Source organism: Streptomyces sp. NPDC021224, assembly GCF_044332905.1.
Lineage (GTDB): Bacteria > Actinomycetota > Actinomycetes > Streptomycetales > Streptomycetaceae > Actinacidiphila.
The window spans coordinates 364,683-378,132 of record NZ_JBIRPW010000001.1 but is presented as its reverse complement, the minus strand read 5'-3'; the positions used below and the strand labels follow the sequence as shown (position 1 = coordinate 378,132).

At 69.9% G+C, this 13,450-nt stretch carries 15 protein-coding genes and 1 pseudogene; 5 read left to right on the top strand and 11 right to left on the bottom strand.

What is annotated here, in order from left to right; genetic code table 11:
- Positions 1-163: 163 nt before the first annotated feature.
- Positions 164-685, top strand: coding sequence for an NUDIX domain-containing protein (locus tag ACH4PY_RS01610; RefSeq protein WP_398174598.1), 522 nt, complete (start codon positions 164-166; stop codon positions 683-685).
- On the opposite strand, the gene ACH4PY_RS01605 is transcribed toward ACH4PY_RS01610, so the two are convergent.
- From ACH4PY_RS01605 to ACH4PY_RS01580, 6 genes and pseudogenes are all read right to left on the bottom strand, one after another.
- Positions 652-2,118, bottom strand: coding sequence for a hypothetical protein (locus ACH4PY_RS01605; RefSeq protein ID WP_398174595.1), 1,467 nt, complete (start codon positions 2,116-2,118; stop codon positions 652-654). The two genes, ACH4PY_RS01610 and ACH4PY_RS01605, sit on opposite strands and share 34 nt — an antisense overlap.
- Positions 2,119-2,265: 147 nt before the next feature.
- Entirely contained in the window at positions 2,266-3,111 is an 846-nt protein-coding gene (locus tag ACH4PY_RS01600) for a GNAT family N-acetyltransferase (protein ID WP_398174592.1), read from the bottom strand.
- An 83-nt stretch (positions 3,112-3,194) separates the two neighbouring features.
- Positions 3,195-3,380 carry a hypothetical protein gene (locus tag ACH4PY_RS01595; RefSeq protein ID WP_398174589.1) on the bottom strand — a complete coding sequence of 62 codons (186 nt, stop codon included), beginning with the start codon at positions 3,378-3,380 and terminating at the stop codon, positions 3,195-3,197.
- Positions 3,381-3,384: 4 nt separating this feature from the next.
- Positions 3,385-3,606: pseudogene (locus tag ACH4PY_RS01590) on the bottom strand (radical SAM protein); the annotation flags it as partial.
- Positions 3,607-3,711: 105 nt separating this feature from the next.
- Positions 3,712-5,076, bottom strand: coding sequence for a hypothetical protein (locus ACH4PY_RS01585; protein ID WP_398174586.1), 1,365 nt, complete (start codon positions 5,074-5,076; stop codon positions 3,712-3,714).
- An 11-nt stretch (positions 5,077-5,087) separates the two neighbouring features.
- A complete protein-coding gene (locus tag ACH4PY_RS01580; RefSeq protein ID WP_398174583.1) occupies positions 5,088-5,849 on the bottom strand; it encodes a hypothetical protein in 762 nt (253 codons plus the stop codon).
- A gap of 34 nt (positions 5,850-5,883) precedes the next feature.
- Here ACH4PY_RS01580 and ACH4PY_RS01575 point away from each other — a divergent pair, with 34 nt between their 5' ends.
- Entirely contained in the window at positions 5,884-6,747 is an 864-nt protein-coding gene (locus tag ACH4PY_RS01575; RefSeq protein WP_398176016.1) for a glycosyltransferase family 2 protein, read from the top strand.
- Positions 6,748-6,753: 6 nt separating this feature from the next.
- Here ACH4PY_RS01575 and ACH4PY_RS01570 read toward each other — a convergent pair whose 3' ends face one another.
- Positions 6,754-7,791, bottom strand: a complete 1,038-nt coding sequence (locus tag ACH4PY_RS01570; RefSeq protein WP_398174580.1) for an NAD-dependent epimerase/dehydratase family protein — start codon at positions 7,789-7,791, stop codon at positions 6,754-6,756.
- Between the two features lie 257 nt (positions 7,792-8,048).
- Between ACH4PY_RS01570 and ACH4PY_RS01565 the strand changes: the two genes are divergently transcribed.
- On the top strand, positions 8,049-9,404 hold the full coding sequence (locus ACH4PY_RS01565; protein ID WP_398174577.1) for an XRE family transcriptional regulator: 1,356 nt from the start codon (positions 8,049-8,051) through the stop codon (positions 9,402-9,404).
- A 78-nt stretch (positions 9,405-9,482) separates the two neighbouring features.
- Here the strand turns inward: ACH4PY_RS01565 and ACH4PY_RS01560 are convergent, their stop codons facing one another.
- Positions 9,483-9,890, bottom strand: coding sequence for an ATP-binding protein (locus ACH4PY_RS01560; protein ID WP_398174574.1), 408 nt, complete (start codon positions 9,888-9,890; stop codon positions 9,483-9,485).
- 258 nt (positions 9,891-10,148) lie between these two features.
- On the opposite strand from ACH4PY_RS01560, the gene ACH4PY_RS01555 reads away from it, so the two are divergent.
- Both ACH4PY_RS01555 and ACH4PY_RS01550 read left to right on the top strand, forming a co-directional pair.
- Positions 10,149-10,997, top strand: coding sequence for a helix-turn-helix domain-containing protein (locus tag ACH4PY_RS01555; RefSeq protein WP_398174571.1), 849 nt, complete (start codon positions 10,149-10,151; stop codon positions 10,995-10,997).
- Positions 10,998-11,007: 10 nt separating this feature from the next.
- Positions 11,008-11,199 carry a hypothetical protein gene (locus ACH4PY_RS01550; RefSeq protein WP_398174568.1) on the top strand — a complete coding sequence of 64 codons (192 nt, stop codon included), beginning with the start codon at positions 11,008-11,010 and terminating at the stop codon, positions 11,197-11,199.
- A 13-nt stretch (positions 11,200-11,212) separates the two neighbouring features.
- Here the strand turns inward: ACH4PY_RS01550 and ACH4PY_RS01545 are convergent, their stop codons facing one another.
- The 3 genes from ACH4PY_RS01545 to ACH4PY_RS01535 form a co-directional block, all read right to left on the bottom strand.
- A complete protein-coding gene (locus ACH4PY_RS01545; protein ID WP_398174565.1) occupies positions 11,213-11,746 on the bottom strand; it encodes a class IV adenylate cyclase in 534 nt (177 codons plus the stop codon).
- Positions 11,747-11,895: 149 nt separating this feature from the next.
- A complete protein-coding gene (locus tag ACH4PY_RS01540) occupies positions 11,896-12,651 on the bottom strand; it encodes an N-acetylmuramoyl-L-alanine amidase (protein WP_398174562.1) in 756 nt (251 codons plus the stop codon).
- Between the two features lie 82 nt (positions 12,652-12,733).
- A complete protein-coding gene (locus tag ACH4PY_RS01535) occupies positions 12,734-13,384 on the bottom strand; it encodes a polysaccharide deacetylase family protein (protein ID WP_398174558.1) in 651 nt (216 codons plus the stop codon).
- Positions 13,385-13,450: the final 66 nt, after the last annotated feature.

The window sequence follows — 13,450 nt, the reverse complement described above, 5'->3', positions numbered from 1 at the left end:
GCCATCGGTTGCTGCCTCCACTCTCGTGACCTCTGTGACGTCCGGGCGGTGACATCGCGATGGCATCTCCGATGACATGTCATCGCGGGCTCTTTGACATCGCGCGCAAGCCCTGGGCCCATCAATCGGGTTGGCGGCAGAACCGTGGGTTATCGTGACGGGCGTGCCCCGCGCGATCCTGATTCACGACGGCCAGACCGCCCGCGATGTCGGCCTGGTCTACATCTGCTCGGGCTACCTCGTCGAACGGGGCAAGGTGCTCCTCGTTCATCACAACGGCTTCGACAAGTGGGTTCCACCAGGCGGCCACATCGAACCCGGCGAGTCTTTCGCGGGCACAGCGGTACGCGAGTTCAAAGAAGAGACCGGCCTGCTCGTGGAGGCCATCTCCATCCACCCCTCCATCCACCCCGCCGACGACAACGCGACTCCCGAGCCGGTCCCCTTTTACGTGGACATCGAGCGGGAGGGGTTCGCCGTCCCGGCCCTGGCGCAGTTCTTCTACGTACGGCGCCGGAATGGCACGGAAGAGCAGGCCGTGAGGGCACAACTGGAGGAGGTCCACGGTGCCGGGTGGTTCGGGCCCGAGGATCTGGACCGGCTGCCGACGTTCGCGCAGGTCCGCTCCCTCGCGCGGTTCGCCCTGCTGAACTACCCGGTCGTCTCGGAGCGTGCCCAGGCGTAGCCGCTGCCGCCGTCCACGGTTCTGGCGTGCAGCAGTCGCGCCGGGGCACCGCCGAGGGCGGTGGACACCGCCTGGTTGAGGCGCTGGACGTACTTGGGCACCGAGGACGGCGCGAGGAACAGTGCCCGAGCGATCTGCTCGGTCGGCGCGCCCTCGCCGCGGTGGTCGTGGACGACCTTCGCCAGATCGAACATCCGCTCCGACAGCACGCATGCCACCGGACCCTCGCTGCTGGGCGTGGTCAGCAGGATCGTGTTCCCGCCCACGAGTTCGGCGCTCACGATCACGATCTCCGCCGTGGATTCGTGGTCACCGGCCCCGACCTGCCCCCGCAGGCCGATCCGCGCCAGACGGGCGGCTGCCTCCTCGTAGGCGGACAGGGTGTAGTACGCCGCACGGACGGTGGCCCGCCTGCCCGAGGCTCCGGGTTCGTTCCACATCCCGACCTCGGGGTCCCACAGTTCGTCCATCAACCGCCACGCCTTGGACAGCCGGGGGTCGAGCGGACTTGCGCCCGCCCGAACAGCAGCCCGTGCGCACAGGGCGTAGGCCATGTGCTCCCAAGCTGTGCCCCGCACATCCTTGTCGTTCTCGACGAGGGTCTCCCAGCGGTGGTGATTGCACAGCAGCCACTGCCCTGCGTCGGCGACCACCTCGGAGAGCCGCTTCCTCTGCACCAGGCCGTGGACGCCCCCGCTGTCGCGCAGCACGTCCCGATAAGCAGGCTCACCTCGGGGTCCCCTCCCGGACGTGACCGCCGATAAGGCCAGGAGGCTCAGTGCGGTCTTGCTCGGGCTGGGATCGGTGTCGACGTAGGTACGCCAGCCCCAGGCACCGCTGGACCTGCGGTGGTAGAGGAGGCCGCGGATCCCGTGGTCGATCAACGGCTCGACCCACTCCAACAGGCCGGTGGTGTCCACCGCGCCGGGGAGGACAAGACCGGGGCCGAGGTCGTGGAGCGTGTCCCTGAACTGGGCGAGCCCGTGCACGACGAGTGCCGTCTGATGCAGCGAGGTGTCGTTCAGGCCCCGCACCTCCGGCCAGCCGTCGTCCACACGGTGGGCGTCGAGCCAGTCCACGCACCACGCCAGCGTCTGCGCAACCGCGTCGTAATGGATGGAGCGCGGATGGGACAGCAGGCCGGTCATGCCGAAGGCAACGAAACGGGTGTGCTCGCCGCGGCCGCCCTCGCTGCGAAGGCGGCAGTGCTCTGGAAGGGCAGTGGTCAGGAAGTCGAGCGCGTGGCGCAGCGGCTGCCCGGCGATACCGGCCACCCTCAGTATCGGAAGGACCTCGCCGGAGTTGACGATCGACGACACGGAGGTGAGCGTGAGGCCCCACCCACCGTCGTAGCCCTGGTGCCGCAGGAGAGTTCGTGCCGCCTCCGCCGCTCTCGCTTCGAAGGTGACGAACCCCGAGCGCGCCTTCGCCATGAGCCGCCTCCACCGTCAGTTCCGGATGGCCCCGGCCAGACCGTACCCCCTCTCTGCGTCACGGGAGTCGGGTTCAGTCGGGGAGCCGTAGTCCGGCGATGACGGAGGTGCCGCGGGTAGGGCGGGGGCGGACGGTCCAGGTGGTGGTCACACCATCGTCGTGCAGACGAAGCCGAGGTCGGCCAGCCCCTCGGACTGGCAGAGCCGGTCGGAGGCGCCGCCCGCGGTGGTCTGGAGCAGTTGGTAATCGGCGCCGTGCGCACACCCCCAGTGCATGGCTGCCCGCCACAGCCGGCGGCCGAGACCCAGTCCCCGGTGACCGGGCAGCACGCCGAAATACTGCGGGAGGAGCCGGGTCCTGCCGATCGGGTCCGGCAGTGTTTCCATCGGACCGATGGCGCCCACCACGCGGCCGTCGCGAACAGCGGTGAGGACGGGGCCGACGCGGTGGATCCGGGAGCGCAGGAAGGCGAAGCCCTCGTCCGCCAGTTTCTCGGCGAAGTCGCCGAAGGTGGCGCGTACGGGCCCGGGCAGCGCGTCCAGGTGCTCGATTCCGGTGACCGGTGGCGCTGGGCGGTCGAAGGTACGGAGTTGCACGCGCGTGGCAGCCGCCACGGGGTCGGCCTCGGCCTGGAACCGGACCACACGAACCGTCGCGGCATCGTGGACGGCGGCAAGCTCGGCAGCCGCCTCCCTCGCCTCGGGAAGGTGCTCGGCGCCGCCGTAGAGGTGGACGCGCAGCACGCCATGGCCGGTGAGGGTGGGCAGCAGGCTGCGGCGGACGTCCTGGCGAACCTCGGCGACGAGAAGGCGCTCGTCTTTGCGGTCGGACCAGCGGCGGTCCTTGTCGTGGGCCAGGAACGCGCCCGTCGCGGCGACCCGGGCCACCGCGGCGAGCACGTCACAGCTGACAGCGTCCGGATGGAGGGGGCCGAGCGTCGGCACGTACGGCACGGTCATCACCGGGCGCAGCAGGTCCCAGGACAGCTCCATCCCCGCAACCTACTCGTCCGCCGGGCAGGGCTCGGGCCCCGGCGCGAGGAACGCCGGGGCCCGAGTGGAGATGACGAGGCGGGTCAGTGGGGGTTGTCGTCCCCCGCGTTGCACGAGCACTTCACGCTGTCCATCACATCTCCCAGATCGGCGACCGGTGTGATCTCGGTGACGGGCGGCCCGGGGGTCAGGATCGGTCGCGTCAGATAGGGCAGATCCTCCTCCGGGAGGGGATGGCGGGTGCGGAGTTCGACAGCGACAGCGGTCATTGCTTCACCGTGCCTTCTTGATCCCGTGCTGACAGTAGAAACCGAGCGGTGCCTTCGCCTCCTGGTAGTGCTTGGCCAGCGGCCGGCACACCGTGCACGTGCCGGACAACTGGCAGCCGGAGCAGCCACCCGTGCGAAGCATGAGGCGGTCGGCGACGGCGCCGAGCCGGGTGAGGCCGTCGATCCCCTCGGTAGGGAGGCTGATCTGGTCGTCGCGGCCGATCTTGCGCCACCGGCCCCCGCCCGCACTAGCACACGGGCAGCATCTTCCCGACGTCGCTCTGGTCGGCGTACGCGTCAGCGACGGGCTGAGGCCAGGGCATGAGGGGGTTCAGACGCTTCGCGCGCAGCCCGTTCCCGGTGGCGCTCCAGAAGGACGGGAGTGTCCGGCGGCTCTGCCCGTTGCGTCTCTGCGCATGGCGGTCATGCCCAGCTCGGCGAGGCGGGGAACGGGCGTCAGGTCGAGTTCGTCGACGGGGTGGAGCAGGCCCCGCTCGCAGGTCTCCGCCACCCATGTCCTGCACGTGGAGTTGGGGTAGGCAGGGTTGATACCGATCTCTCCCTTGGGCAGGAAGCCGTTGAACGGCGTCGCGATCCCTTCGCTGTTCCAGTATTCCCACGCTTCGAGGGCCTTGGCCTGTTCGAAGGCGAGGTAGAGCTGGGGGTACCGCTCGAAGATCCGCATCTCGCGGAAGACGGCTTGGCCCAGCAGGGACGGCGCGGCTGCGGCGAGTGCCTCGAAGTCCGTGCCCTGGAAGGTGAAGGCCTCTGCGTCCTGGGACGGGTCGAGCGAGATCGCGGCGAACAGGTGGGACAGCCGGTCCCTGGTGTACTCGGCTGCCCCGGTGGCCAGCTCCGGCTCGATCGCGCCGACCAGCTCCGTCAGGCGGTCGTGTCCGGGGTGGAAGCGGGACAGGTCGAACAGCTTGTCCATCCCCTCTACCGCGGAGTGCGCGAGACCCTTGTACAGCCGGTTGTTCAGCTCCCCGGCGTCCGCGTACATCGTGGTCTCTGCGGTGGTGGAGTGGAGCAGCAGGTACTCGGACAGTACCTCGAAGTAGAGGTAGCCAAGGTAGGGGAAATCCATGACTGCGGCGGAGAGTTGATCGACGAACGCGGTGCACGGTGTTCGCTTCCCGGTGGCGTTGGCCAGGAGGAGGTCCATGAACGGGGCGGCGGCCCGGATCCTGGCCAGGACAGTCCTGCGGAGCTGCGCGTCCTCGGCTTCGGTGAGAAAGCTCCGGTGCTGCTGGTAGATGCGCAGATGGATGCGGCCCAGCCGGAGGTAGTCGACGCCTTTGGCCGGTACCGGGGCGTGCGGGGTGATCTCGAAGACCAGGGTTCGGGTGTGCGGTTTGGTCTCCAGCAGGTACGCGCCCAGGTTGTGCGGGCGCAAGCCGGCCGGCTCCTTGCTGAGCGGTGCGCAGTAGAGCGCGGCGACCAGACAGCCGGAGCTCGCGTACAGCTGGCCGCTGGCGCGGATCGCGTCGAGTGCGGCCGTGGTGTGCATGAGGTGGATGGGGCCGCCGCTGGTCAGGGTCTGGGTCATGGTGTTCTGCGTCAGCAGTCGGCCGCCGGGGGTCTCCTGGTGGAGACGTCGGCGCCAGTCGTCTTCGTGCTCGGAGAGCCCGGCGGGGGCCCGGCGGGAGGGGAATCTGGTGTGGTCGGTGTGGGTGTCGTCCCAGTCGGAGTGCACGGCGGGGCTCCCTACTGTCCGCGGGCGAGGGTCTGGTGGGCGTAGTCGAGCGCCTGGTGGGGTGTGGCTCCCTCGAATCGGGCCCTCTCGCTGAGCATGAGGAGATCGAACGCGAGTGGGTGGAGCCAGGAGGGCACCGCGATACGTAGCCGGGTGGGGTCGGGCCACCAGCGGGTGAGCGGCAGGCGGTACCGATCCATTGCGTCGGCGGCCTTGAGCAGGTCGACGAGGTGCGGGGCCCGCCGGTAGGCGTGGTTCTGCTCCGGGGTGAAGGCTTCGTAGGGCACGTCGTGCAGGCTTATGGCCAGTGCCGCCCGTGCGAGTGGGGCCGAGGGCACGATGTGATCCAGAGCGGCGGTGACGGTGCCGCTGTGAGCGGTGAACCATTGTGCGGCGCGTTGCCCGTGGCCGGGGTCGTTCCGGTCGCCCCGTCGGCGGCAGTCGTGGACGGCCGCGGCGGCGCACAGGGCCAGCGTGTGGTCCCGGTCGAGGCCGTGTTCGTTGGCGAGCACCGAGGCAAGGAGGCTGACCCGGGCGTTGTGGCCGATGCCGTGGAGGGAGTCGGCCTGGCGGGGGTCGGTGAACCAGCTCGCGTCGGGGGTCAGCATCACGGGCCGGGATGGCAGTCGGGGCGGCGCGCTGGTGAATGGCGGCCGATTCTCGGCAATCCAGTCGAGGGTGCCCAGGTCCATGGCCTGGTGGGCGGGGAGACTCCCGTTCGCGGCGCGTTCGTGCAGGGTGTGGGCGTTACGCTTCTGCGGTCCGCGGTTCATCTCTTGTTTCCCTGGAAGGTCGGTTCGGGTGGGCATGACGCTGGGTGTCGCGATCCTCACCATGGGGACGCGGCCCAATGAGCTGGCCGCGCTCTTGTCCTCGGTCCGGGCGCAGACGGCTCCGGCGACGCGCACCGTGGTCGTCGGCAACGGATGCTCCCTTGTGGACCTGGGGCTGCCGCCCTGGGTGGAGGCGGTGGAACTCGCCGAGAACCTGGGGGTGACCGGGGGGCGGAACGTTGCCCTGGAGCACTTGCAGGACATGGATCTGGTCCTGGACCTGGACGACGACGGGCTGCTGGTCGCCGACACCGACTTCGAGCGGATCGTGCAGCTGTACGAGGCGGACCCCGGGCTGGGGATCGTCGGGTTCCGGATCGCGGACGAGACCGGGTTCACCCAGCGCCGTCATGTCCCGAGACTGCGCTCCGGCGACCCGATGCGCGGTGGGCGGGTGACGACGTTCCTGGGCGGGGCGCACGTGCTGTCAGGGAAGATGCTGGAGCAGGTCGGCCACTGGCCGGACGCGTTCTTCTTCTCGCACGAGGAGACGGACATGGCCTGGCGGGCACTGGACGCCGGATGGAAGATCGTCTACGAGCCGGAGCTTCTGCTCCAGCACCCCCGCACCTCGCCCGCCCGGCATGCCGTCTTCTACCGGACCAACGCCCGTAACCGGGTCTACCTGGCCCGGCGTCACCTTCCGGCCGTGCTGGTACCGATCTACCTGGGGGTGTGGACGGTACTGACGGTGGCCCGCACCCGGGATACGGCCGGGCTGCGGGCCTGGTTCCGTGGCTTCAGGGAAGGCTGGCGCACTCCCTGTGGATCGCGTCGCCCCCTGCAGTGGTCCACGGTGTGGACCATGACCCGCCTTGGGCGACCCCCTGTGCTGTGACCTCGTTCAGGCACTTTGGCCACGTAGCCAGTCGGGGATCGCCTCGGGCGTGCGCTGCACCCACTCCATGTACCGATGGACGCCGTCCTCGATGCCGACGGTGGGCTCCCAGCCCAGGACGTCCTTCATGCGGGTGGTTGCGGCGCACGCGCCGAGCGGGTCGCCCTGCGGCATCGGTGCGTAGACAAGCGGGCTTGCGGGGCGGTGTCGGCGCACGAGATCGGCGACCTCCCGGATGGAGGTGGCCCGCCCGGTGCCGACGTTGAACGTCGCCCGGTGAGCGCGTGGAGCGACGGCAGCCAGCAGCGTTGCGTCGGCGATGTCGTCGACGTGCACGAAGTCGCGGACCTGGCGGCCACCTCCGTTGAGCTGGAGGGGCAGACCGAGCACCGCCCGCATGCCGTACCAGGCGACCACCCACGAGTGACTGTTCTCCTTGACCACCTGCGGTTCGCCGTAGACGGAGAAGTACCGCACGATTGCATACGAGTCGTCCCGGCCGGACAAGGCCAGGGCGGTCTGGTGCTCGCCCCAGACCTTGGTGTTGGCGTAGACGGACACCGGCCTTAGTGCGTCGTCCTCGCTGAACCGTGCCGATTCGCCCGACGCTCTGGATCCCAAGCCGTAGACGCTGGCCGAAGAGACGAACACCAGCCGCTTGAGGGTGCCGCTGTGTCGTGCTGCGGCACCCAGCACGGTCTGGGTGCCGGCGATGTTCGCGTGCACCGCGGCCATCGGGTTGCGGGTGCACTCGGCAACGTCAGCAAGTGCCGCGGCGTGCACGACGTAATCGCTGCGCGAGATGAGGTCGTCCATCAGCGTGGAGTCGGTGATGTCGCCCGCGATCACGTCCGGGTCGGCGCGGGAGATCCCGAACGCGGTCGAGTAGACCTTCGGTCCGTAGGCGTCCAGGCGGCCCACCGCCAGCGGCTTGGCTCCCACCGCGCGGAGCCGGTGCACGATGCGGCTTCCGACCAGCCCGAACCCTCCGGTCACAGTGACGGTGGCACCGGACAGTCCGGCAAGGCGGCCCATGGTGTTCATGGCAATTCGGCCCTTCTCGTCAAGGCCGCGCGGGACAGAGCGCGAGCGGCCGTTGTGCTCCCCATGACAGCGCCCCAGGCGGACGCCTGGACAGAGGAAGGGGCGGTGGGCGTGGTGGACCTGGTGCAGTACACGAACGCCGCGCGCCCACACCGCCGGGTGTAACTACACCTGGTGCCCATGATCGCAACCTGCCAGCGGGCTGCGTTCCGGTGCTAACGTCCCTTCAGGAGCCGTCCCGCAGCAGGGGGAAACCGGTGGACCGCAAGCAAGAACCCAATCCGCTCCGCGAACTGCTGGCAGGGCTCGGGTGGAATCCCGAACAACTGCTCGCCCGGGTCAACCAGCACCGCGCGCAGCGCGGCTCGTTGCCGCTCCATCTCAAAACGGGCTACCCGTGGATGCGTGGAGGGCGGCCCTCGGCCGAAGTCGCAGCCGACGTCCTGGCCGTGCTCTCGCACTACACCGGACGCCCCGTGACCGCCGAACTACTGGGCTGGGACCGCCCCCGGCCGCGCCGGCACCGCGCACTGGACCACCCTTACGGGGCCACTGCCACTGAACTGCTCCGCGACACTCAGGGAGAGGTCCCCATGCAGCGACGCTCATTCATCCTGCTGTCCGGGGCCGTCGCCACCGGGCCGGCCCTGGACCTGTTGATGAGCGGAACCCCGCAACTACTCGCGGCCCAGGACGGCGACCGGGTCTCCCCGCAGCTGACGACCACCATCGAGCGCGCCGTACAGCAGGCCCGGGAGCTCGACGACAGCGAGGGCAGCGCATCCACTCTGCTGTGGGCCGGCGGAACCTGGCAGAACCTCGGCAGGCTGATCACAGAGTGCCGCTACGAGGTCCCCCAAGGCGTGCGTCTTCACACGGCGTACATCGAGATGTCGGAGACCTACGGCTGGATGCTCTTCGACGCGGGCTATCATCCGCAGGCACAGCGCGTTTACCAGACCGGTTTACGTCTCGCGCGCGAGGCGGCGGAGAGCCCTGGCGTTCACCACGCCACCGTCAACCTCCTTGCCTCGGCTGCCTACCAGGAGTCCTGGCTTGGCCATTACCACGAAGCCTCGACCCTCCTGGATGTTGCGGAGAACCGCAGGCCGCAAGCCTTGACCCCGCGCCTGCGGGCTGTGCTGGAAATGCGCCGCATCGCCCTGGCCGGTCAGATGGGCGACACCGAAGCTGTCCACCGCGCCGACGGTCAGACCCGCGCCCATCTGGCCTTGGCGCGTGACAGCGAAGAACCCTGGTGGACCCAGTGGCTCAGTCCCTCGGCCATCGACGCCCAGACCGGTCGGGCCTTGCTCGCCGCCCACCATCCTGACCTTGCCGAGCCCTACCTCGGAGGCCGCACAGTCGACGACGCCGAAGGCTATCCTCGCGACAGGATGCTCTTCGCCAGCGAACTGGCAGACGCTCGCGCTCAGACCGGCGACGTCACCGGGGCTGTCAACGCAGCACGCAAGGCCCTGACTCTCGCCGGACAGGTCGGCTCCCACCGCGTCCATCATCACCTGGCCCGCGTGACCACCAGCCTCCGCCAGCGGCACAGCACTCACCCCGGCGTCCGAGGCCTGCTGGCCGACCTGCCCCACGCTGTCTAGTTCAATCGGGGGCGAACATCGGTCCGACCCGGTTGCCGTCCGCCCGAAACGGGGGCCCGTGGCGGACGTCTCGGGCGGTCAGCCGGGAACCCGCAGTCCGGCGATGACGGAGGTGCCGCGGGTGGGGCGGGGGCGGACGGTCCAGGCGGTGGCGAGGTGGTCGACGAGGAGGAGGCCGCGGCCGGTTTCGGCGTCGGGGGTGGGGTGGGTGAGGCGGGGTGTGCCGTTGCCGGGGTCGGAGACGGCGAGCCAGTAGTGGCCGTCGGCGGGCCACAGGACGAGTTCGACCAGCTCGTCCTCCTCGGGGCGGGCGCCGTGCCGGATCGCGTTGGTGAGCAGCTCGCTGGTGAGCAGGCCGAGGTCGTCCCCGAGGCGGGGCCGTAGGGCGTGCGGGAGGGTTTCGGCGACGGCGTGCCGGGCGCGGGCGACGGAGGCGGGGTGCGCGGGGAAGCGCCACAGGGAGGGCACGAGGGGGATTTCGGGCATGGCGAACTCCATGGTGAGGGTGAGGTGTTCGGTCCCGCCGGTGGCATGCCGCCCTGGTCGCGGGCACACCCGTCCCAGGGCGGACGGGCACGCTCGCGCGGTGCGCTTCCGGCGTCGCGGTGCGTAGCGTTGCGCTGTACTGACCGTAGGGCATCGTGGGTGCAACTGTCCCCTGTTTGATTGCAACTACCCCCCTACGAGTTGGACGGAGAGGGTGATCAAGCGGCAGACTGGCTCCAGACGAGCCGAGGGGACCGCATGTCGACGCGACGCACGCCAACCGAACGCCAGAGGCGACTTGGTGCCGAACTGCGCAAGCTCCGCACCTCCGCGGACATCTCCACGGAGTTCGCGGCCGGCCTCCTGGGGATGGACCGCACCCGTATCGCCAACATGGAATCCGGCATCCGCACCATCAACGCCGAGCGCGTGCGCACCCTGGCAACCAACTACGCGTGCGGCGACGACGCCTACATCGACGCGCTCGTGGCGATGGCCCAGTCGGACGCCGGCTGGTGGGAGCGCTATCGGGGCAGCCTGCCGCCCGGCATGCTCGACATCGCGGAGATGGAAGCCCACTCGGTACGTATGCGCGGCGCGAACACAGCCCACATTCCCGGCGTCTTGCAGACCGCGGACCACGCAACGGCCGTCTTCCGCGTCGTCGTACCCAAACTCCCGGACCACGAAGTGGCCCTGCGGCTGGCACACCGCTCCGAGCGCCAGCAGGTGATCACCGGCGACAACGCGATCCCCTACCTCGCCATCATCCACGAGGCGGCCTTGCGCATGCAGTTCGGCGGCCGGGACGTGGCCCGGGCCCAGCTGGACCACATCCTGGACCTCTCCGAGCGCGACAACGTCACGGTGCTCGCCCTGCCCTTCACCCGCGGCGCCTTCCCCGGTGCCGGACAGAACGCGGTCTACGCCGAGGGCCGTGTTCCACAGCTCGATACGGTGCAGGTGGACAGCCTGCACGGACCGGCCTTCCTCCATACCGAGGCCCAGCTCGTGAAATACCGGGCACAACTCGACTGGTTGGAAGAGTTGGCCCTGTCACCGGAGGAGTCCCGCGACTTCATCCGCGACATCGCACACCACCTGTGAGGAGCACCCCATGCCCGACATCACCTGGGAAGCCCCCTTCTGCGGCGAAGGCAACTCCTGCTTCCGCCTCGGCACCGACGCCGAGGGCAACGCCTACATAGCGGTCAACGGCCAGGAAGACGACTACCTCACCGACTCCGCGGAAGCGCTGCGCACCCTCATCGCCGACATCAAGGCGGGCAAGGCCGACCACCTGCTCTGAAGGGGCCGCGCGGTCACTCGAACGTGAGCCGGGCGATCGCCTCGATGTCGATGCCGTACCGGCGGTAGACCTTGGTCGTGTTCTCGCTCGTCAGCTCGGTCAGCGGAAAGTCGAGTGCGCGCGCTGTCGCGTGGACGTGGTCGGCGCTGTTCCCCTCGATCTCCAGGTACGGGGGGATCAGCGGCCATTCGTCGATCTCGACGGCCGCGCCGTTCAGGGACCAGGAGGAGCGGCGGTTCTCCTGGTACGCCTTCGGCCGGTAACCGAGCTTGCCGAGAAGGGCGTTCATGACGTCGAAGTCGCCGACGGTCGTCTCCGTCTCGGCGACGCCGTCGATCGCGTCGGAGTGGATCTCCTTGACGCACAGCGTGATCTCGCTGCCGGTGTCGCGCAGCCGGACCCACGTACCGGACCGGCCGGGGATGTCGTAGACGTAGCGGCGCTGGAAGCGGTCGCCCAGGTGCTCGGCCCCGGCCCCGGTCAGCAGCGCGCGCGTCTTCTCGGGCTCGACGTCGAGGACCTTCGCCTCGAACTCGGTTACGGCCATGGTGTGTCGCCCCTTCCAGGTGGCGTGTTCAGTTGACGTGGTTCGCCAACATCCACTCATGGAAGCGGAGATTCGTGTGCGTGGCGACGCCGCCTCATGCCGTCTGCCGGCGGGGCCGCGCTCGATGACCTCAAGGCCGGGAAGGCCGGTCACCGCTGCCGGGGCGGGTCCGTGTAGGTGGCCTTTGCGCGGAGGGCCGCGGCTGTTTTGCGGATCCAGGGGAGGTCGTCGTAGAGGGCCTGGCCGGGGCAGTCGGTTTCGTAGACGTCGCGGTGGCCGGAGATCACGTTGACGGAGACGGGCGTGCCCTTCGCGAAGCGGCTGCCGCCGTTGGAGGAGACCAGGCGGACGTGGCCGAGCGGGGTCTCGGCGGGGTCGAGTTTCCAGGCGGCTATCTCGGCGATGGACCGGAGCATCGCCTGGGGGACCTGCTTGCCGGGGCCGAAGTTGCCGAGGGCGGCTATGCCGATGGTGTCCGCGTTGAAGCCCTCGGTGTGGGCGCCGCGCACGTCCCGGTCGATGCTGCCCGTGCGGCCCTCGTAGATGCCGCCGCAGCGGTCCACGACGAAGTTGTAGCCGAGGTCGTCCCAGCCCGCCGCGATGTGCTGCTGTTCGAGGACGAGCAGCATGCCGGGGACGTCCTTGACGCAGTCGTAGTCGTTGGGGTTGTCCGTGTGGTGGATGAAGACGGCCTTGACGTCGTGGTCGTAGATCAGGCCCGGACGGACGGCCGCCTGGTCGGCGTGCCAGGCGGCACGGCCGATGACGACGGGGCGCAGGGCGGCGGGGTGGAGCACGGCATGGGGGTGCCTCGGCTCCTGCACCGGACGATCCGGTACCGAGCAGGCCCCCAGAAACGCCAGCGCCATGATCACCGGCACCGACGTGGTCCTGTTCGACCGCATGCCGTCCAGCCTCGGGCCTCGGCGGGCCCGCGGCAGCCGGTGTGGGCTGTTCGGGTGAGCGAAAGGCCGCTGACCTGGGCTTCTACGCCGCCCGGCAGCTGCGGGCCGGGCCCGTGAAATGCCACCCGCGGGCGCTCAGCCGCGGCAGCAGCGCCGCCACCGCCTCGACGGTCTGCGAGCGGTCGCCCCCGCCGTCGTGCAGCAGCACCACCGCGCCCGGCGTCAGCCGCGTCTCGACCCGGTGCACCAGCTCCTGCGTGCCCGGCGGCTCCCAGTCCTCGGCCGCCACCCGCCAGCCCAGCGGCACCATGCCGAGCCGCCGCGCGACCGCCGGGGTACGCCCCCAGTTGCCGAACGGCGCCCGGAAGTACGGGACGGCCGCGCCCGGCACCGCGGCCCGGATCGCCGCCGAGGTCTCCTCCAGGTCGGCCCGCACGCGCTCCTCGTCCCAGTCGGTCATGTCGTCGTGGTGCATGCCGTGGTTGCCCAGCGTGTGGCCCTCGGCGACGATCGCCCGGACGATCTCCGGGTGGGCGAGCGCGTGCGCGCCCCACAGGCAGAACACCGCCGTGACCCCGTGCTCACGCAGCACGGACAGCAGACGCGGGGTGTGGACCGGGTGCGGCCCGTCGTCGAAGGTCAGGGCCAGGTACGAACCGACCTGCCGGGTGGCCTCGACGACGGACGTGCTCCGGCCCAGACGGCCGGCCGGTTCCTCTGCTGTGGTGGTCACGGCGGTGCTCCTGTCGTGCGGTACTACGGGGTGGTGCCACTGGTTCGGATGGTATGTCCCTACCCG